15 protein-coding genes, 3 tRNA genes and 2 pseudogenes are annotated in these 21,388 nt (G+C 30.1%); 2 read left to right on the top strand and 18 right to left on the bottom strand.

The genetic code is table 11. The features are described from left to right. Positions 1-3: 3 nt before the first annotated feature. From ilvA to rpmE, 12 genes and pseudogenes are all read right to left on the bottom strand, one after another. Positions 4-1,549 (bottom strand): annotated as a pseudogene (gene ilvA / locus M9397_RS02930) (threonine ammonia-lyase, biosynthetic). An 8-nt stretch (positions 1,550-1,557) separates the two neighbouring features. After that, positions 1,558-3,409, bottom strand: a pseudogene (gene ilvD, locus M9397_RS02925) (dihydroxy-acid dehydratase). A gap of 85 nt (positions 3,410-3,494) precedes the next feature. Further along, the gene (locus M9397_RS02920) at positions 3,495-4,415 is read right to left on the bottom strand and encodes a branched-chain amino acid transaminase (RefSeq protein ID WP_250259682.1); all 921 of its coding nucleotides are present in this window, start codon (positions 4,413-4,415) and stop codon (positions 3,495-3,497) included. Between the two features lie 62 nt (positions 4,416-4,477). Further along, on the bottom strand, positions 4,478-4,714 hold the full coding sequence (gene ilvM, locus M9397_RS02915) for an acetolactate synthase 2 small subunit (protein ID WP_250226887.1): 237 nt from the start codon (positions 4,712-4,714) through the stop codon (positions 4,478-4,480). A 1-nt stretch (position 4,715) separates the two neighbouring features. Next, positions 4,716-6,356: an acetolactate synthase 2 catalytic subunit gene (ilvG, locus tag M9397_RS02910; protein ID WP_250259680.1), complete on the bottom strand. Its 1,641-nt coding sequence runs from the start codon at positions 6,354-6,356 to the stop codon at positions 4,716-4,718. 1,229 nt (positions 6,357-7,585) lie between these two features. After that, positions 7,586-7,659: transfer RNA gene (locus M9397_RS02905), tRNA-Trp, on the bottom strand. A gap of 22 nt (positions 7,660-7,681) precedes the next feature. Next, positions 7,682-7,755, bottom strand: a tRNA-Asp gene (locus tag M9397_RS02900). Positions 7,756-7,910: 155 nt separating this feature from the next. Further along, a tRNA-Ala gene (locus M9397_RS02895) sits at positions 7,911-7,983 on the bottom strand. A 490-nt stretch (positions 7,984-8,473) separates the two neighbouring features. Continuing rightward, positions 8,474-9,307: a glutamate racemase gene (gene murI, locus M9397_RS02890; RefSeq protein ID WP_250226885.1), complete on the bottom strand. Its 834-nt coding sequence runs from the start codon at positions 9,305-9,307 to the stop codon at positions 8,474-8,476. Between the two features lie 440 nt (positions 9,308-9,747). Continuing rightward, a complete protein-coding gene (gene metF / locus M9397_RS02885) occupies positions 9,748-10,650 on the bottom strand; it encodes a methylenetetrahydrofolate reductase (RefSeq protein WP_250226884.1) in 903 nt (300 codons plus the stop codon). 424 nt (positions 10,651-11,074) lie between these two features. Further along, positions 11,075-12,223, bottom strand: a complete 1,149-nt coding sequence (gene metB, locus M9397_RS02880) for a cystathionine gamma-synthase (protein ID WP_250226883.1) — start codon at positions 12,221-12,223, stop codon at positions 11,075-11,077. 285 nt (positions 12,224-12,508) lie between these two features. Next, positions 12,509-12,757, bottom strand: a complete 249-nt coding sequence (rpmE, locus tag M9397_RS02875; RefSeq protein ID WP_250226882.1) for a 50S ribosomal protein L31 — start codon at positions 12,755-12,757, stop codon at positions 12,509-12,511. A 1,480-nt stretch (positions 12,758-14,237) separates the two neighbouring features. On the opposite strand from rpmE, the gene M9397_RS02870 reads away from it, so the two are divergent. Continuing rightward, positions 14,238-14,987 carry a ferredoxin--NADP(+) reductase gene (locus M9397_RS02870; RefSeq protein ID WP_250226881.1) on the top strand — a complete coding sequence of 250 codons (750 nt, stop codon included), beginning with the start codon at positions 14,238-14,240 and terminating at the stop codon, positions 14,985-14,987. A 250-nt stretch (positions 14,988-15,237) separates the two neighbouring features. Then, entirely contained in the window at positions 15,238-16,020 is a 783-nt protein-coding gene (gene tpiA, locus M9397_RS02865) for a triose-phosphate isomerase (RefSeq protein WP_250259678.1), read from the top strand. A 175-nt stretch (positions 16,021-16,195) separates the two neighbouring features. On the opposite strand, the gene pfkA is transcribed toward tpiA, so the two are convergent. The 6 genes from pfkA to M9397_RS02835 all read right to left on the bottom strand — a co-directional run bounded on the left by pfkA (position 16,196) and on the right by M9397_RS02835 (position 20,884). Next, positions 16,196-17,158: a 6-phosphofructokinase gene (gene pfkA / locus M9397_RS02860; RefSeq protein WP_250226879.1), complete on the bottom strand. Its 963-nt coding sequence runs from the start codon at positions 17,156-17,158 to the stop codon at positions 16,196-16,198. A 613-nt stretch (positions 17,159-17,771) separates the two neighbouring features. Continuing rightward, the gene (gene cysE, locus M9397_RS02855; RefSeq protein WP_250226878.1) at positions 17,772-18,527 is read right to left on the bottom strand and encodes a serine O-acetyltransferase; all 756 of its coding nucleotides are present in this window, start codon (positions 18,525-18,527) and stop codon (positions 17,772-17,774) included. A 59-nt stretch (positions 18,528-18,586) separates the two neighbouring features. Further along, positions 18,587-19,606 (bottom strand): NAD(P)H-dependent glycerol-3-phosphate dehydrogenase, encoded by a 1,020-nt coding sequence (gene gpsA, locus M9397_RS02850; protein ID WP_250259676.1) that lies wholly within the window; start codon positions 19,604-19,606, stop codon positions 18,587-18,589. A 30-nt stretch (positions 19,607-19,636) separates the two neighbouring features. After that, a complete protein-coding gene (secB, locus tag M9397_RS02845) occupies positions 19,637-20,092 on the bottom strand; it encodes a protein-export chaperone SecB (RefSeq protein ID WP_250226876.1) in 456 nt (151 codons plus the stop codon). A 42-nt stretch (positions 20,093-20,134) separates the two neighbouring features. After that, positions 20,135-20,419 (bottom strand): glutaredoxin 3, encoded by a 285-nt coding sequence (gene grxC, locus M9397_RS02840; RefSeq protein ID WP_250259674.1) that lies wholly within the window; start codon positions 20,417-20,419, stop codon positions 20,135-20,137. A gap of 24 nt (positions 20,420-20,443) precedes the next feature. Further along, positions 20,444-20,884 (bottom strand): rhodanese-like domain-containing protein, encoded by a 441-nt coding sequence (locus tag M9397_RS02835; RefSeq protein ID WP_250226874.1) that lies wholly within the window; start codon positions 20,882-20,884, stop codon positions 20,444-20,446. Between the last annotated feature and the right edge of the window lie 504 nt (positions 20,885-21,388).

The following is a 21,388-nucleotide window of genomic DNA, read 5'->3' as shown; positions in this document are numbered from 1 at the left end:
TTATTAATTTAAAAATACTTTAAATACTGGATTAGTTGTAACATCGTGCCATTCGTATCCTAATTTAGATAGATATTCTTTAAATTCTGGTTCTTTTTGATTGGATAGTTCAAATCCGGCTAAAACACGTCCGTAATCAGTGCCATGATTTCTATAATGAAATAAAGAAATGTTCCAATTAGCACCTAAAGTATGAAGAAATTTCAATAACGCTCCCGGAGCTTCTGGGAACTCAAAACTAAAAATTCGCTCCTGTAAAGGTTGAAATAAACGTGTTCCTACCATGTATTTAACATGCAATTTAGCCATTTCGTTATCAGATAAATCTACCACGTGAAAACCATTAGAAAGTATTTCTTGTACTATCGTTTTTCTTTCGGAATGCCCTTGTTTTAAACGTATACCAATAAAAACACAAACGTTTTTAGATCCATTGAATCGATAATTACATTCCGTTACTGATCTGTTTCCTAATATTTTATAGAATTCCAAAAAACTACCTTTTTTTTCTGGGATAGTAATCGCCATTAATGCTTCTCGTTGTTCTCCTAATTCACAACGTTCTGAAATATAACGTAGTTCATGAAAATTTATATTGGCACCCGAAAGAACATGAGCTAATCTTTCACCGCGGATTGAATGTTTTTGAATATACTTCTTCATTCCAGCTAACGCTAAAGCACCTGAGGGTTCAGCAATAGCACGTACATCTTCGAATAAATCTTTTATTGCAGCACAAATTGCATCATTATCTACTGTAATTACATCGTCTAGGTATTCCTGGCATAAACGAAATGTTTCGTTGCCAACGCATCGTACAGCTACTCCTTCAGCAAATAGACCCACTTTATGCAACCATACTGGCATACCAACTGATAATGCGGCGCATAAAGAAGCCGATTCTGCTGATTCAACTCCTATAACTTTTATTTGAGGCATAAGATGTTTAATTAATACAGACACACCTGCAGCTAATCCCCCTCCTCCTACTGGAACAAAAATACGATCTAAATGAGCATCTTGCTGCAACAATTTCATCGCTAATGTTCCTTGTCCTGCGATTACCGTTGGATGATCGAATGGAGGAATAAAAGTTAATTGATGTTTATCAGCTAAATACATAGCTTTAATTTTAGCCTCATCAAAATTAGCTCCACATAATAACGGTTTTCCTCCAAAATCACGTACCGCATCTATTTTTATGTCAGCAGTATTTATAGGCATCACAATCACAGATGTAATACCTAGATGAGTAAAAAGAAAAAGCTACCCCCTGAGCGTGATTACCTGCTAACGCGGTAATAACTCCAGAAGATTTTTGTGTTTCATTAAGACTCGATATCATAGCATAAGCTCCACGTAGTTTAAAGCTATGTACCGGCTGTCTATCTTCTCGTTTAACTAACACTGTATTTTCAAGACGTTCTGACAATTTATTCATAATTTGCAATGGAGTTATTTGAGCTACTTCGTATACATGGGAACGCAAAGCAGTGCGCAGATATTCTGCAGGACATGGTGCATGAGAAAAAGAATAAAATTTTTTCATTCAGGATGTTATCCTAATAATTTAGATTTGTCACGAACCGCGCCTTTATCTGCGCTTGTTACTAAGTGGGCGTATGCTCTTAAAGAAGTAGATATGTTTCTATTTCTGTTGATTGGGGTCCATGCTTTAGTTCCTCGAGCAATTTCCGTTGCATGTCGTATTTTTAGTATATCTTCAGAGACTTCCAAGGTGATGCTGCGCATGTTGATATTGATACTAATTATGTCCCCGTTGTGTACTAATCCAATTAATCCTTTATTAGCTGCTTCTGGAGATATATGGCCAATGGATAGTCCTGATGTTCCTCCTGAAAACCTACCGTCTGTAATTAAAGCGCAACACATATCTAAACCCATAGATTTAAGAAAGGATGTTGGATATAGCATTTCTTGCATACCTGGTCCACCTTTTGGTCCTTCATATCGAATTACAATAATATCACCAGAATGTATATTTCCTGTTAAAATTGCTCGAACAGATTCTTCTTGACTCTCGTAAACTTTAGCTGGTCCACTAAATTTTTTAAGGTTTGTATGAACTCCAGCTGTTTTTACAAGACACCCATCTGCAGCAAGATTACCATATAATACTGCTAAACCTCCATCTTGACTGTAAGCATACTCACGAGAACGAATACATCCAGAGCAACGATCCAAATCTAACGAAATCCATCTATTTTTTTTGAGTGAAAGCTTGTATGCTACGTTTTCCTGCCGGTGCCGCAGCATACATATTTTTTGATTCCAAATTATTACACGAAACAATATCATAATTTAATAACGTCTCTAATAAAGATTTATTCAATATGGTGCGTGTATCTTGATGTAATAAATTACAACGATGTAGTTCGCCAAGTACACCCATTACTCCTCCAGCTCGATGAAAATCTTCCATGTGATATTGTTGAGTATTTGGGGCTACTTTGCATAAATGTGGTACTTTTCGAGATAATTTGTCAATATCTGCCATAGTAAAATCTATTTCTCCTTCTTGAGCAGCTGCAAGTAGGTGTAATACAGTATTAGTAGAACCACCCATTGCAATGTCTAACATCATTGCATTTTCAAAAGAAGATTTATTAGCTATATTGCGCGGTAAAACAGAATAATCATTCTCTTCATAATAAGATTTAGCTAGGTGAACAATATATTTTCCAGCATTTAAAAATAATTTTTTACGATCAGAGTGGGTAGCCAACAACGATCCGTTACCTGGTTGTGCTAACCCCAATGCCTCTGTTAAGCAATTCATGGAGTTAGCAGTGAACATCCCTGAACAGGATCCGCATGTAGGACATGCTTCGGATTCAATTTTTTGCTGATCAGTATCAGAAATGTTAGGATCTGCGGAACAAGTGATTGCATTAATTAAATTTAACTTAACATTTTGATTAGATAAAGTTATTGTACCAGATTCCATTGGTCCACCGGATACAAAGATAGTTGGGATATTTAAACGCAGTGCTGCCATTAACATTCCAGGTGTTATTTTATCGCAATTAGAAATACATACCATAGCATCAACACAATGGGCGTTAATCATATATTCCACAGAATCAGCAATAAGATCTCTAGATGGTAAAGAATATAGCATGCCGCTATGGCCCATAGCAATTCCATCATCTATTGCGATCGTATTAAATTCTTTTGCAACTCCTCCATGAATATTAATTTGTTCAGACACTAATGCTCCTACGTTTCGTAAATGTATATGACCAGGAACAAATTGAGTAAAAGAATTAACCACGGCGATAATCATTTTACCAAAGTCTTCAGTAGTCATGCCCGTGGCACGCCATAATGCTCGAGCGCCAGCCATTTTACGACCGCGCGTAGTAGTAGAGGAGCGATATTCAGGCATATTTCAACTCCAAGTTATCCTATTATGATGATGTTATTGAATATTGATTATTTTAAGCACTAATATTTACACTAATTTAGTATTGTTAGTTAATTGGATCTAACCAATTCCATTGATCTTTAGTGATTCCGGTAAATAAATTAAAAAATAAGTTGTGTAATTTTTTAGTAATGGGTCCACACGCACCAGTACCTATTTTAATTCCATCTACACTACGTATTGGAGTTATTTCGACAGCAGTATCAGACATAAATACTTCATCGGCTATATATAGAGATTCACGGGGCAATATTTGTTCTTGTACTTCTAAATCAATATTTACTGCTAATTTAATGATAGCATCGCGTGTAATTCCGGGTAATATAGAAGAAGCACATGGTGGTGTTAAAATAACATTATTTTTAACTTCAAATAAATTTTCACCGGAACCTTCTGAAATATAACCGTATATATCTAAGCCTATTCCTTCTTGATAACCATTTCGATGAGCTTCATTACTAATTAACATAGATGATAAGTAATTTCCACCAGCTTTTGCTGTGCTTGGAAGAGTATTTGCTGGAACCCTATTCCAAGAAGATACCATAACGTCAATTCCTTCTTTCAAAGAGTTTTCTCCCAAATAAGGTAACCAAGAAAAAGCTGCTATAGCAATGTCGGCGGTAAATCCGGGATCCGGATTAATTTTCATGCCTACATTTCCAATAAATACTACAGGACAGATATATGCATTAATTAAATTATTTTTTCGAATAATAATTCTACAGGCTTGCATTAAATCATCAATACTCCAAGAAATAGGTATCTGATAAATTTTTGAGGAATTATACAATCTTTGTATGTGTTCGCGATGACGAAATATAACGGGACCTTTATGTGAATTATAACATCTCATACCTTCAAATACTGATGATCCATAGTGCAAAGCATGAGACATTACATGTACTTTAGCTTCCTGCCATGGTACGATTTCTCCATTAAACCAAATAAAATTTGATGTATTCATCTGATATCTTCCGCGGTAATATAGTTGAATAAAGTATGAAATTTAAATTATGGTTTTTTAATTCATTCAATTTTAATATAATATATATCCATTAATTTATTTAGTTGCGTAGATAATAAATATATTGCTTTTTTGCTGGAAACAGTTAATAAAATGTTTATTTTTTTTTTGCTGAACTTACTATATGACAGCATATTTAATGTATGTAATTCAAATCCACGATGACGAATGACTCGAAGAATACGTTCAAGTACCTCTGGGCAAAATCTGGCTTTTATCAATAACGAATAATGTGTCATATTACTGCTCCAACATAGCATCATTTGAAGCGCCAGGTGGCACTAATGGCCAAACGTTTTCGTATTCATTAATTAATACATGTAGTAAAAAAGGTCCTGTGTATGTAAATAACATATTGATCGCATCTAAAATTTGAGATGTACGAGTAATACATATCCCATGAATATCAAATGCTTTAGCTAAAACAAGAAAGTTGGGATTATCTGTTAACGTAGTTTCGCTGTAACGTTTGTTGAAAAATAATTGTTGCCATTGACGCACCATTCCTAAACGTTGATTATCTAATAAAACAATTTTAATAGGTAAATTTTTGCGTTTAATAGTGGCGAGTTCTTGTATGTTCATCATAAATGATCCATCACCAGAAATACAGATCACCATATGATTGGGTCGTCCAATTTGAGCTCCAATGGCTGCTGGTGTGCCAAATCCCATAGTTCCAAGACCTCCAGAAGTAATAAAATTCTCCGGACGACTAAATTGCATATGTTGAGCAGCCCACATTTGATGTTGCCCAACATCTGTGGTTACTACAGTATCGTAAGGAGCATTTTCACTGATTGTTCTCAACAAGGTTGGTGCATAAATTTTATCATCCGGTGGTTGATAAGACCAACGGTACTTCATTTTTAAAGATTTTACTTTTTTTCTCCATGGACTAATAGACAAGGATTGTGTTAATGCAGATAATAGATCATTTAAGTTTCCGGATAATGAAACATGCGCCAATCGCAGCTTACTAAATTCTGAAGGATCAATATCTAAATGAATTACTTTTGCTTGCGGAGCAAAATTATGTAATCGGCCAGTTACTCTATCGTCAAATCGAGCTCCTATTGCAATTAATAAATCAGATTGTTGTACTGCTAAGTTAGCTGCTTGATTTCCATGCATTCCTAACATTCCTAAATAACAGTCTTCTGTATAATCCGGTGCACCTAGTCCTTTTAATGTTACTACAGTAGGTATTTTTGTTTTAGAAATAAATGTACGTAGTGAAGTGACTGCTCCAGCCATACCTACCCCTCCTCCTACATAAAGGATTGGTTGGTATGCTTCTAGCATTAGCACCCGAGCTTTTTCTATATCATTTGCAATACTACACATATATTTTTTATTAATACAGTAGTTTGATATTAATTTTCCAGTGGATAATTGAATGTCTTTTGGTATATCTATCAACACTGGACCTGGTCTTCCTTCAGCAGCAATAAAAAATGCTTCATCAATAATATTAGGTAACATTTTTAATGAATAAACTAAAAAGCTATGTTTAGTGCAAGCTAGAGATAAACCTAGTACATCTATTTCTTGAAAAGCATCAGTACCAATAAATTCTAATCCTACTTGTCCAGTAATAGCTACTATAGGGATGGAGTCTAATAATGCATCCGCTAATCCAGTGATGAGATTAGTAGCTCCTGGGCCAGAAGTCGCAAAACATACACCAATTTTTCCAGTAGCTCGAGCATATCCTATAGCAGACATGATTGCTCCTTGTTCATGTCGACATAATAAATGCTCTAATTCAGAACCAAATAATGCATCATATATCGGCATAATTGCTCCACCTGGATAACCAAAAATAACTTCTACACCTTTGTCTCTCAGTGCTTTTATGGTCCACTGAGCTCCGTTCATATTTTTTTCCTCGTATGATTTAATGAATGAAATAACAACCTAATTAAAACACCTGTATAAATAAAACGATTTTTGAATCAATTGTAAAGTATATGGAAATTACATATTGTTTATTAGATTCAAGTAGAACTGAAATATTTGCAACGTTGCATAATAATGTTAAAAAATAATTTTTTTATTTTTAAAATAACTATGTATTTCCGGCTATATATAACAATATAGATGCAAGTCTATTATTGTGTTAATTCTATAGAAGATCTTCTATTTTTAAAATTAAATAATATAATAATATTTTTAGTGTACAGTGAAACACTGTTGCGTATATATACACTTAGTTGCATATCGTATAATTACAGCTAACCTTCAAATGACCATCCTATTACATATTGTATTAAAAATTAACAATAATTTTTTAAAGAAATTAATTTTTATGTTCTTATAAGCATAAGAGTTAAGAATATTATGTGTGAATATTATTTTTGGGGTTTTGTATTTGTTTTATGCCAAAATTGGTTTCAATCATGCGTTAAGAGTAGAAATGTGTAACTTGTTGATATTAGAAAAATATTAAAGCACTTTATTTTGTGTTTAAAATTTTTAGTAGATACTTTTTATGTTATATAACCATACATTCGATTCAGTTATATGATGTAACTGAGTTATGTTTTATGTATCATATATGACGATATTTGGCAATAATATTTTTGAAATAATGTTATTTCTTCTCAATTACTGATTATGATTGTAAATTAATTTTGTTATTATTTGTTTCTCGTTATTGTGGTAATAATTGTTATTTTTTTTTGAATAAAGACGATCAATTTTATTGTTAAATTTGTTTAATAAAATCTGTTTATTTGAAATAAAATAATAGGTGAATTGCATCATTATACTGTATATTTTTAATATTTAACATTTAGATTATAAATTTAGTTTATTACAAGATCATAGAACATAAGCAAGATTTCAGTTTATTAAATTATTGGTGCGGATTTTATATAGCTTACAAAATGGGTAACCATAGTGTGAATACGGTATTGATTTAACGATATACTCATTCTTCAGTGTGATATTGTAAATTGATATCTAATCGAAAATAAAAATATCACAAATAAAGCACAAATATAGATAAATAGGTTAACAACATCCTATATTCTTTATAAAGCTATTATACATGCCTATGTATGTTAATATGAATGGTGAAGTTTAAATACTATTTGTATCTTTTACAGGGGTGAAGAGACTTGAACTCCTAACACCCGGTTTTGGAGACCGACGTTCTACCTATTTGAACTACACCCCTTGTATTGCGATGATCAAGTATACGGTGCGGACGGGACTTGAACCCGTGACCCTCGGCGTGACAGGCCGATGTTCTAACCAGCTGAACTACCGCACCCTATTATAAATAATATTTTATATAGATAAAAAAACTCATAGTAATCGATTTGACATAATTTAAAATTTGTTAAGATAATATTACATGTGAGATTTTTGATATTTTTATTATTTCCTATCAGGAAATATATAATTACTTTATATATGCATTCATCATGGAGCTAAGCGGAATTGAACCGCTAACCTTCTGCGTGCAAAACAGATGCTCTCCCAATTGAGCTATAGCCCCACACCAAAAATCGTCTATATTGTAACAAGTTTTACGTAAACATGCAAATAAAACAATATAATTATTCAAGTTTAGTTTTTCACAACTAAATAATTTTGAATAATATTTGAATATATGCAATGTAATTGATTTTGTGTTATCAACATTAAAATTAGCATGGTGAAGTAATATTAATATAATTGAATAGAAACATATTTTTTGAAAAATTAATTTATGATTTGTTGTGAATGTGTTACACGTGCGGTTAATAGGATTAATCGAGTTTAATAGACGTATATATATGATACGAATACATATCAATTTATTAATATAAAAGTTTTCATATTCTATAATAAATTTGGATGAAATAATTTGACAGAGAAAATTATGATTTACTGTTCAATATGAATATATATTTTGTATCCGTGAGTATAATAATTAAATTATTTGATTACTAATTTAACCAACAAATATTATATGTTTTGCATAGGAATATAACAATGTGTTTAGATTATATTGATAAAATTTCTAGAGAAAAAAAATTGTAATGAGATAATAAAATGGATTTTAATTTGATAGTTTTTTCTGTGTTCATAGAACAATAGATTTTATTTGGTTTGCAAAAATAAAAATTTTTTGTAGGTTCATTTATATTCTTTTTTAGCAAACGTAAACTATATTTAGCCACTGAGTGTCTCGAATCTATTAAGTAGCTATTTGAGGATAATACTGTGATTAGTTCTTTTTTTAATAAAGAAAAATGAGTACATCCTAGTACTATAGTGTCAGGAGGTTGTTTCATGTTTAACCAGGGGGTGAGAATATTCCGAAGGATTGATATTGGTATTTTTTTTCCATATATCTTGGATTCAGCCAAGTTTACTAGTTCAGATGTACCTAATAACATGACTTTATATTTATTGGCAAAGCGTCGTATAAGACCCCAGGTATAATCATGATTCACAGTACGATGTGTCGCCAATACTCCAATAATGCCATTTTTAGTTAATTTAGACGCCAATTTAATAGCGGGGATTACTCCAACTATGGGACATAGAAAATGATTTTGTAATATTTTTAATGATACTACACTAGCAGTATTACAAGCAACAATTATAAGATCTAATTGATGTTGTTTTTGTACAGCTTTAATTATAGAAATTACGCGATTTATAATGAACAATTCTGAGTGTTCACCATAAGGAAAAGCTTGATTATCAAAAAAATATAAATATCGTACATGTGGTAACAATTTTTGTATCGCAGTATAAATAGATAAACCACCCACCCCAGAGTCTAATATTAATATTGTTGGTTGCTTACATGTATTTTTAAAATAAATCATATGTTTTATTAATTATTCAGTTTATGCGCCATATATAAAATATACATAAATTTAAATATATACGTAATGTACCCTATAATTTAGGTATAATTATTTTTTAATGTAGAGTAGTACATATCTTCATTCAAAGAATCCTTTTTGTTTTACACACATGCTATGTTGAACTTCATTCTTCGTATTGTAACGTAAATATTTATAAATATATATGCTCAAGAGTTCCATTTATAACTGAACAATGTTGATATAGATTCATTACATAATACATATACAAAATATATAGTGTGTTTGATTGATGGTTAATATAGTACAATGTTGATTATTTATTTAAAAGTTCAGATCTTCGAGATACGTATATTTAAGAGAATCTAATAAATAAATCATCATTTTTAAATGCATGATTTGGGGTGGGTGTGATTGTTTAATTAATTTGACAGGATTGTTTATACATTATATTTGTTATTTTTTATTCCTAAAGTATGACATATTGCATATGTTAGATCTGATCTGTTAAGAGTATAGAAATGAAAATTTCTTACTCCTTCTTTAAGAAGGACTCTGATCATGTCTATTGCTACGAATGTTCCAAGCATTTTCTGTGTTTCTAAGTCATGATCTAATCCATTAAAAATTACATATATCCAATGCGGGATCTTTACTTTAGTAAAAGTAATAAAATGTTGTAATTGACGAAAATTAAAAATAGGTAATATTCCAGGAACAATTTCTATATCAATTCCTACAGATACGCAAAGATCTCTAAATCTTAAATATTGTTCTACATCAAAAAAAAATTGAGTAATTGCACGATTCGCACCGGCGTCTATTTTTTTTTTTAAATTGATTAAATCTGATTGAGCGCTCTTTGCTTCTGGATGTACTTCTGGATAAGCAGCCACTGCAATATCGAAATTTCCAATTTTTTTTAATAAATATACTAAATCTGCAGCGTACATAGACGATTGATAAGTTTTTTTCATTTGATCGCCTCTTAATGCAACAATATTATGAATACCATTATTCCAATATTCTTGAGCAATAATTTGTAACGCTTGAGGGGTTTCGTTAATACATGTTAAATGAGGAGCTGCTATTAATCCAGTATGTTTTTTTATATCTTTGATCGTTTTATCAGTATGATTGCGTGTTCCAGAATTAGCGTTATATGTTACAGAAACGAAAATAGGATTTAATTTACTTAATTTGTTTATAGTTTTCCAGAAAATTTGTTCCATTTCATCAGTGCGTGGAGGAAAAAATTCAAATGAAACATTGATATTTCCTTCTTGTAACTCAGCTAAATATTGATTTAATATGGCTTGTTGAGTGGCATGGAACATACTCATTTTTTCCCTCTTGAAACTATAAAATAGAAGCTATCCATGTCAATATTGACAATTGTAATAATCATATACCATATGTTAGTTTTAAAATAAAAATCATCATTATATGTATAACCATTGAAATTAATAATTTTTAAAAAACTGTATTGTGGGTATTTTAATGAATATAACTAATTGAAAAAATGTCCGTTTATATGTTATTACTTTAGTAAATTAAATTAATTATATGTGTTTGTGTTGCAAATAAGATCTAGATAGATACAGTTCCATTAATTAAACGTTCAACAATATTTATTGAAAATATCAATTTATATATAAATGTTGTGATTACTTAATTGATCAATAAAAATTTATAGCATACATTCATTAAAGTTTATTCACAACAAGACTATTGCAATAATGTACCTAATAGTAGTATAAAGATATTTTATTGTATTGACGCAAATGCCTGTTTTAAATCCTCAATAAGATCGTCGCTATCTTCTAATCCTACTGACACACGCAGCAACATGTCACTGATTCCAGCGTTTTTCCGAGCGTTTTCTGGCATAGCAGCATGCGTCATAGTGGCTGGGTGAGCAATTAAACTCTCTACCCCCCCGAATGATTCTGCTAATGTAAATAATTTTAATGATCTTAAAAATTGTGGCAATACATTTGTAGTCCCCTTAAGTTCGAAACTAAATATTGATCCAAATCCACTTTGTTGTTGACAAACAATATTATATCTAGGATGAGTTGGTAATCCCGGATAGTATAACGCATTGATTTGGGGTTGTTTTTGAAAAAAATCAATAATTTTTTTTGTATTATTTTGTTGTTGATGAACACGCGGCATTAAAGTACGCATGCCACGCAATAACTGATAACTATCAAAAGCACTTCCAGTAATACCAAGCGTGTTGCCCCACCAAGTTAATTTGTCAGAAATGTATGTATCCTTTGATATTACTACTCCTGCTATTAAATCTGAATGTCCATTCAAATACTTACTACAAGAATGTACTACTAAATCTGCACCTAAAGTTAATGGATTTTGAAATACTGGCGTCATGAATGTGTTATCTACGACATATAAGATATCTTTTTTGAAATTGCAGATAGTATGAATATCTACTACGCGAAGCATAGGATTACTTGGGGTTTCTATGAACATTAGTTTAGGTTTGTATGTTAATGATTTTAATAAAATCTGTATGTCATTTTGGTCAATAAATAGTACTTTGAATGCACCTTTTTTACTTAAGGCATCTAATAATCGATAAGTACCTCCATAACAATCATAAGGCGCTATTAATAAATCGTTTGGTTCAAGCAAAGCAGAGCATATCAAATAAATAGCAGACATACCACTACTTGTCATGATTGCGTTTTTTCCATATTCTAAATCTGATAAAGTTTGCTGAGCTACATCACGAGTGGGATTTTTACGTCGTGAATAATCATAAGGACGAGGTTGATTTAGTCCAAAAAAATTATAAGTTGTTGAAAGAGTAATGGGAGGTACAACACATCCATGTTGTTCGTCGCTATTTAAACCACTTCTAACACTAATTGTGGATTTTTTTATGTTCATAATAATAACTAAACCTACCTATGTTGCTAAAACATCTTTGTTTTTTTAAGTGTAGAAAATTGTATTTATGTGCACTAATGGTTTAGTGACCATATTTAATATGGCTTTATCTAATGATAGTGATATTATTAATATAATTTTCTGGTAATAACTATAATTTACATGTGTTTTGATACAAATCATCTATATCAATAAAACTTAATTCACTCATATCTATTGTCTATCAGAATACCGATATTTTATTACTATTGTGTTGCATGTTTTTTAAGTCAATAAGATCTATGTTTATTTTTTATTTGATTTTTTGTCAATAGGTAAGAAATTAGTGTTAACAGAAAGATCAAAGCGCTTGTTAAAAATGTTTACACGCCCACGCGTATCTAGTATACGTTGTGTACCTGTGTAAAATGGATGACACAAATTACATACGTCTATGTTCAAGTTATGATTTAAAGTAGATTTAGTATTAATAATATTTCCACATGAGCAATATGCAGATATTTCGTTGTATTTTGGATGAATATTTTTTTTCATAATGTATTCTTATATCATTCAAATATTATATTTTGATAAACTAATATAATATCACAATAAATGTAAATTATAAATTTATTTCACAATCCTTAATAGGATTAGATTTTTTTGAGTGTTTATGTATAATCAAATGTTTCTGACTGTTAACAACAATTGTTGTATATTTAACTATTTAAATGCGTGGGTCATGATAAATTGTATAAAAATTCACAATATTGTTGCACGTATTGCAAATATATACGCCCAAATATCATCAATAATAAAAAGTAATCTATAATTTATCATGTTATATATTAGTGATAGTTAATAAAATTCTTATTTGTATATGTTTGAAATAGAAATATTTTTATATCGTACGTATCAATATCGATTCTGATCGATAATCACAACTATTATTTTTTGTTTATGATTACTATAATTTATTGATATTTTTACGTAATTACACGAGAATTTATATAATTACATGCGTAAATACGTAACATTTTAATCTCATCAAGTAATTCAAATATTTATTTGATATAATTTTTTTGATATATGATAATTATTTGGATTATTTAAAATGAAATATAGGATATTTACAAATAATTGCGTATACACTGTATAAGTAGATTTAATAAAACATACAAGAATTGTATCTTTTATTTTTTGTAAACACAATATATGTAAATGTATAATAATAGGATATTAATTCCTAATTAACGTACAATTGACATATTTTTGAAAAAATTATAGTTGAAATTTAAAATATAACAATTGGTTGTATGAAGTATAAACAGTATTTACAGTTATTTAAAATAAACTATTATATTTAGTAAACTAAATTTTTAGAAAGTGTGCAGCGTAGTTACGTTCAAAGAGAGCTAGGTATGTGTTTATTAATGATTATAAGTTCATGAATAACTTGTAAAATTTTTGTGTATTTTCATGATACTAATAATTTTATTGATATACATAGCAATGTATAATTTTTTAATGATGATATAATGCTAAAATTATAATTGAATTATACGTATCACGAAAATTTTTTATAAAAATAATCGAATAATTAAAGTAAGGTTGAATTGGATATTGTAGATTTTTTCATTATAGATTAGTCTGTAACCATGGTATATTACCATAGTTAAAACATTATTATACATGCATTGCGATATAATGGTTATTATATTGTGTTTGGTTTTATCAATAAAAATCTTATATATAAAATGATTTTGTGAGAAATTATAATATTCAGGTATCTCTGATGAAGTGGTTATGATGTTAGTGCTATCAAAATTATGTTCATTGAATAAATAATAATTATGATATGTTTTTGTTGGTTGTTGTTGGATAAAAATTAGATGTCAGCGTTTTATATTAATGTTAAAAAGTTAGATAGTAATAAATTACGAATTTCAATTACTAATTCTTGATTATATCAATGAGGTTAATTTAATAATATTAAATATTTGAATACAACTGATACTGGATACAGGTAAACTTGATGTCTACATGGGTCACTGGAAAAATTATTGATGTAAAACATTGGACGGATTGGTTGTTTAGTCTTGTCGTACGAGCTCCAGTAAATACATTTGTTGCTGGACAATTTACTAAAATAGGGATCAATATAAATAATATAATCGTGCAACGGGCTTATTCATATCTTAATGCCCCGCATAATCCAAATTTAGAGTTTTATATCACCACTATACTAAAAGGAAAATGCACCCCATTATTATGTACTTTACGTCCCGGTGATACTCTCATGCTTACTAAAAAATCATATGGACGCTTTATACTCAATGAAATTCCAAATTGTAGAAATTTATGGATGTTGGCTAGTGGTACAGGAATTGGCCCATATTTATCAATACTTGAAGATCATGATAAAAGATTACATCAATTTACAAACATTATATTAGTATACGCAGTACGATTTTATAAAAATTTGAATTATTTATCTCAAATAAAAAAATTACAAAATTTTTATAGTGGTAAATTGCGTGTGCAAACCATCATAAGTCAAGAAGAATCTTCTAGTTCTCTTTTTGGTCGCATACCTACTTTGATAGAAAATGATACTTTAGAAAAAGAAGTAGGATTACAATTGGATATTAACGATAGTCACGTAATGTTATGTGGAAACCCACAAATGATACAAGATACGAAAGAAATATTGAGTAAAAAATACGGAATGAAAGATCATTTACGATGCAACCCAGGTCATATGACTCAAGAACGTTATTGGTAACATGAATAGGTTATAATTTATGATTTCTATAATTATAACTAAAAAAACAGCATACTACAAAATTTTTATTATTTCTGCATCTTTTTCAAGGTTGCAGTATGTTGCAATGTATATATAATTGTCCATCTTTTAATTTTATAAACAGTACTAATCGTGAATTAACAAGGATTTATTTTATTTTATTTAATGCTCATTAGTATTAATGTGTTATAATCATTATTATTAAGTGATTTCTGTAGGAGAAAAAAATGTGAGGCGGCGGCTATTGGTAATAGGAAATTGGAAATTAAATGGCAATAAAAATACTATAACTAATTTAACTATTACATTAGTCAATACATTTTGTAACATTTCTAAATGTAGTGTAGCCATAGCTCCTCCTGTGATGTATTTAGATATAGTTAAGCGTTATTTATTAAATAATACTCATATTCAGTTGTGTGCTCAAAATGTTGATATTCATTTATCTGGAGCATTTACCGGTGAAATTTCTGCAGAAATGTTACAAGATTGTAACGTACGATATGTACTTATAGGTCATTCTGAACGGAGAATACATCATAAAGAAAATGATGCATATATTGCTAAAAAATTTTTTATCTTAAAAAAGGTCGGATTAATTCCTATTTTGTGTATAGGAGAAAATAAAAGAGAATATGATTCTGGATGCACGCAATCAATATGTATTAATCAAATTAAAACAGTCATCAAATTACTTGGTATAGAAGCATTGAAGAATTCAGTTATTGCCTATGAGCCTATATGGTCTATAGGAAGCGGTGTGAGCGCATCTCCAGAAAGCGTGCAAATGGTGCATAAATCAATTCGGGATTATATTGCAAGTTATGATGTATCTGTAGCCGATGAAATAATAATTCAGTATGGAGGTTCTGTAACACCAGAAAATGTTACTCAATTTTTTGATCAAAAAGATATCGATGGTGTATTAGTAGGAGCCGCTTCTTTAAACGCTAACAGTTTCGCCATGATAGTACAAACTGCTGAAAAACACAAGAAATTATATCTTTCTTAAAAATGTGTAAGAAAGCAGTATATTCGTTGGCATAACAATGATATTTAATGGTTTTGTACATTAAATAAGCGATTCTTATACATAAGTTACACAATATCGTGTTACATAATACGATATTGTTGATCTAATAGTATATGATTAGAGGAGATAAGTTATGCATGCTAATTTATAAAATTTAAAATAATTTTTTAGCTGTTGTTAATAAATCTTGTCGAAATGGGCGTTGCATATATTGTATAGCATCATTAATGTCATGGTGTACCAGTTTTTCATTTTGTACCCCAATACAACGTCCTGTATAACCTTTTAATAGTAGATCAATAGAATACGCTCCCATCCTAGATGCTAGAATACGATCATATGCAACAGGTTTACCTCCACGTTGGAGGTATCCTAAGACGGTAGCGCGGGTTTCTCTACCGGTTTTTTCTTCAATATATTGAGCTAAATAAAATACATTACAAATACGTTCTGTAATAGCTACTATTGCATGATTTTTTCCTTTTGAAATCCCAGATTTAATTTCATCCACTAGATCTTGTGGATTAAATTCTACTTCAGGAACTATAATAAATTCGCAACCTCCAGCTATCGCCGCTGCCATAGTTAAATCCCCGCAACAACGACCCATCACTTCTATAATAGAAATACGTTGGTGTGAAGAAGATGTATCGCGCAATCTATCAATTGCATCCACGATTGTTTCTAAAGCGGTGAAATACCCAATGGTGTAATCAGTTCCGGCAACATCGTTGTCGATAGTTCCAGGTAATCCGATGCAAGGAAATCCTATATCACTCAATCTTTTAGCACCTAAATAAGATCCATCTCCTCCAATGATTATGAGAGCGTCAAGGCTATGTTGATGGATATTGTTAATAACTGTTGCTCTAATAGCATCCTCTTTAAATTCAGGAAAACGAGCAGAACCAAGAAACGTTCCTCCACGGTTGATAATATCTGAAACACTACGACGACTCAATGGTATCATTCGATTTTGAAATAATCCTAAATAACCATCATATATTCCATAAATCTCCAGTCCTTCAGAAAGGCCTGTCCGTACTACGCCTCGAATAGCCGCATTCATTCCTGGTGAATCACCGCCGCTTGTTAATACTCCTATTTTTTTTATCATAAATACAGAACTCTATTATGTTGTTGTTTTCAGCAGACTACAACTATGTTTTGTATAAAATATAAGATAATATTAAATATACATGATAGTTATATATAAAATTGCTGCGAGTTTTTAATTTATTGATATTTTAATTAAATTAAAAAAATTATCCAATATGTTTTCTAAATATTGAATATTGGAAGCGTTATTGATGTACAATAACAATACCCATATATCATTGGTATTGGAGTAGATTAGTTTTAAATTTATATATCTTTCTTAAAGTTATAAGGTGATTATTTCAATAAATGATCTTAATTATACGAATTATATCATGAGGATTGTTTTTTAAAATATTGAAATATGAAAGCAGATATTATCCATGATATGTAGATGACCATGGTATATATTATGTGTAATTTCAATTACATATTAAGATACACATATATCTTCATTTTAATGTACAATTATATATTTTATAGTTAAAAATATAAGTATATTTTTAATATACTAATCATTATAGAAATATATTTATTCTTAGGGCTTGATATGTACAGTGGTGTTTTAGATTATGGTTCCTAATAGAAATGTATATAATACAACATATATTTTTATGTAATATGTTATTAATTTATTGTAATTTATTGATTTTTTTTATAAGTCTAGCAGGTTTTCCTGTAACTGTAGCATAAGGTGGTACAGAGTGTAGTACAACAGAACCAGCTCCAATTTTAGCTCCATATCCTACTTCAATATTACCTAAAATAATAGAACCGGCTCCAATCATTACTTTTCGTCTAATTTTAGGATGACGATCTCCACTTATTTTTCCGGTTCCACCTAAAGTCACAGATTGCATTATAGATACATTGTTTTCTATAACTGATGTCTCTCCAATCACTATTCCGGTTGCATGATCCATCATAACGCCATATCCGATGCTTGCAGCAGGATGAATGTCTACATTAAAAGTGGTGGAAATGTGGTTATAAAAATACATAGCTAATTCTTTACGATTATGATTCCATAACCAATGAGAAATACGATGCGTTTGCAATGCATGGAATCCTTTTGAATACAAAAAAGGAGTAAAATATTTAGTAATAGATGGATCATTAAAACGTATTGCATAAATATCTTGTGCAGCAGAAGTAATGATATTGTCATCAGTTCTACATATGTCTTCTAATATCTTAGTTGCAGAAAGAGTAGATATATCTGGAGTGGTTAATTTTTTGGATAATATATAAATTAATGCATCTTTAAAGTTTGCATGTCTTAATAAGACCGTATGTATGAAACTAGTCAATATAGGCTCAGAGTCAATTAGTAGTCTTGCTTCGATTTTAATGTTGCTCCAAACTATTTCTAATATATTTAAAGTCATGCATTTACCTGATTGTTATAGTATGAATGATAATTCAAATCTATTATTAATGATTTTAACTATCTATTAATTTTTTCTTCTTTTTGTGTGCGTTCTAATAAAGAGTGAGCTGCATCATGAACATTCTTATTTTGATATAGTATCTGATATGTTTGTTCAGTAATAGGCATATCTACTTTGTATTTAACGGATAACATATATACTTCTTTTATGTTACAGAATCCTTCTATTGTTTTCCCAATTTTTTTTTGAGCATGATGTATATTGAAACCCTGTCCCAATAACACACCAAAGCGACGATTACGTGATTGATTGTCCGTACAAGTCAATATCAAATCTCCTAATCCAGATAAACCCATAAAAGTATCCGGCATAGCTCCAATCGCTATGCCGAGGCGAGACATTTCTACTAAGCCTCGGGTAATTAATGCTGTTCGCGCATTGGATCCAAATCCTATGCCATCAGAAATACCTGCCCCAATAGCAATAATATTTTTTACTACTCCAGCTATTTGAATACCGATAGTATCTGTGTTGCTATATATCCTTAAATTTTTACTGCAATGCAGTATATTTTGTAGATCATAACTTAATCTAGTATCATTAGAAGCTAATGATATTGCTGTGGGTAATCCCATAGCGAGTTCTTTAGCAAAAGTTGGACCGGATATAATTGCGATAGGAATGTTTTTTCCTAAAATATCATGTGTTACATCTTGTAATAAACGTCCAGTTTTTGGTTCTAAACCTTTAGATGCTATGATGATACGAGTATTGTTCTTTAAATTTGGTTTTAATCGCATCACAACATGACTAAAAACATGACTGGGCACTGCAATCAATAAATTTCGGCATGTAGATAAAGCTGCAGATAATGATGTTTCTAAGTATAATGATGACGGAAAAGTGATATCAGGCAAATAGTTTTGATTACATCGACTAGTTTTGAGTTGTTGAATATGAGTCACATTATGTCCCCATAACAATATGGTATGCCCATTTCTAGATAACGCAATAGCTATAGCTGTTCCATAGGAACCTGCTCCAAGTACAGTTATAGTAGGATATATAATAGACACAATAATTTTTTAACTGCTTACTTTAAGACATCAAAGTTTAAATGTATCATCATATTTTTTGTATAGAGACTGAATAAACAAAGTATCAAAATTAATTGGGTTTAAATTAATTTGAGGGAAAGTTCCTCTAGACACTTGGCTGCTAATGCATTCGCTGGCATAGGGAAATAAAATACTCGGACAATGTGCGCTAAAACAGCGTACCATTTGTGTTTTGTTCAGCCCTGCAACATGAAAAATGCCGGCTTGTTTGACTTGACATAAAAAAGCAGTATCTTCCCCAATTTTTGCAATCACAGTAATACACAACACTACTTCATATAAGTCAGTATGAATCTTTTTAGCATCACTATTTAAATCTACCTTAATTTTTGGACTCCAATTGATTTGGAACACTGCAGGAGTGCTCGGAGCTTCAAACGAAATATCTTTGGTATAGATTCTTTGTACATGAAATAAGACGTTATTACTGTTGTTTTCTAACACAACCACACCTTTAGTACTACTACATTTAGTATTTGATAAGTATCATAATTTACTAACTTTTTTATTCATTAAGATTAGATCTAATTTTCCCTGATCATTTAAAAGTACTAAATCATCTGATCCTCCAATATGTAGACCGTCTATAAAAATTTGTGGAAATGTAGAACGACCACCAGATCGTTGTCTCATTTCTGTTTTTATATTATCTGACAAGTTACTGCAATCTATAGAAATTTCTTTAAAATCCAAAGATTTTTTTTCTAATAATGCTTTAGCACGCTCACAGTAAGGACAATTTTTTTTTGTGTAAATTTCAATATAAGCCATTCTTTGTTCTCATTATTTTATATTTTATTTTTTTGATAAAAGAGGAAAATTATCAGCTTTCCATCCCACTATACCACCGTGTAGTACATATATTTCTTTAAATTTTAGTTCATGCAGTAGATGTTGTTTAATTGAGTGTGCTAGTACATTATTATCGTGTACAATAATCAACGGATGTTGTTTTAATCCTTTTAATTTACAAATATTATTACTTTTAATTTCTTCTATTGAAACATTAATGCTATTTGTGATGTGTCCTGCGTAATAGTCATCTTGACTACGAATATCTATTACCATCGCGTTTTTTCTATTTATAAGATAAATTGCTTTATCACGTAATATTTCAGAATGTCCGAATAACCAATTGTTAATCACAGTATACAATGTAGCAATGAACAAAAGAACCCATATTGCGCTAAGTATTATATGTTGCTGTAAGAATGTTATGATTTCTAATATATACATGGGTTGTAAACTTATTTAAAAAAATAAATTTTATATGTAGTATACTATAAAATTTATGTGTATATTATACAGTGTCATGCACACAGCTTTAATAAAACTAGTGATCTATGAATGATTACATCATTTATGTTTGAATGCATATTTTTTGGATTTGATAGTATTGATATTGCGTTAAATGATAAATATCATGAATTAACATAAATACATGTATACGATTCTATATCACAAATACATCGCGAAAATGTATTATATTCTACATTTAAATAAAAAACTAGTGCACTTTGTTATAAATAATTCAATAAATACATGTTCTTTATGATATACTCTTGTTTTTGGATAGCGCAGAACTCAGAAAAAGTAATCATAATATAAAATTATTAATATAAAATATGCTATATTGTACATAGTAAATAACTTAAAGTAATATATTTTTTTACTGAATATTTAGAATTATTTTTCATGATGTTGCGTTGTTGAAAAAATAATTCAAATTATTGTGTGAAT

Source organism: Blochmannia endosymbiont of Camponotus sp. C-003, assembly GCF_023585685.1.
GTDB lineage: Bacteria > Pseudomonadota > Gammaproteobacteria > Enterobacterales > Enterobacteriaceae > Blochmanniella.
This window is presented reverse-complemented; position numbering and strand designations above follow the sequence as displayed.

Coding starts and splice junctions, on each gene's coding strand:
- M9397_RS02920 (WP_250259682.1), bottom strand. CDS start 4,415: ATGAATACATCAAATTTTATTTGGTTTAATGGAGAAATCGTACCATGG.
- ilvM (WP_250226887.1), bottom strand. CDS start 4,714: ATGACACATTATTCGTTATTGATAAAAGCCAGATTTTGCCCAGAGGTA.
- ilvG (WP_250259680.1), bottom strand. CDS start 6,356: ATGAACGGAGCTCAGTGGACCATAAAAGCACTGAGAGACAAAGGTGTA.
- murI (WP_250226885.1), bottom strand. CDS start 9,307: ATGATTTATTTTAAAAATACATGTAAGCAACCAACAATATTAATATTA.
- metF (WP_250226884.1), bottom strand. CDS start 10,650: ATGAGTATGTTCCATGCCACTCAACAAGCCATATTAAATCAATATTTA.
- metB (WP_250226883.1), bottom strand. CDS start 12,223: ATGAACATAAAAAAATCCACAATTAGTGTTAGAAGTGGTTTAAATAGC.
- rpmE (WP_250226882.1), bottom strand. CDS start 12,757: ATGAAAAAAAATATTCATCCAAAATACAACGAAATATCTGCATATTGC.
- M9397_RS02870 (WP_250226881.1), top strand. CDS start 14,238: ATGTCTACATGGGTCACTGGAAAAATTATTGATGTAAAACATTGGACG.
- pfkA (WP_250226879.1), bottom strand. CDS start 17,158: ATGATAAAAAAAATAGGAGTATTAACAAGCGGCGGTGATTCACCAGGA.
- cysE (WP_250226878.1), bottom strand. CDS start 18,527: ATGACTTTAAATATATTAGAAATAGTTTGGAGCAACATTAAAATCGAA.
- grxC (WP_250259674.1), bottom strand. CDS start 20,419: ATGGCTTATATTGAAATTTACACAAAAAAAAATTGTCCTTACTGTGAG.
- M9397_RS02835 (WP_250226874.1), bottom strand. CDS start 20,884: ATGTATATATTAGAAATCATAACATTCTTACAGCAACATATAATACTT.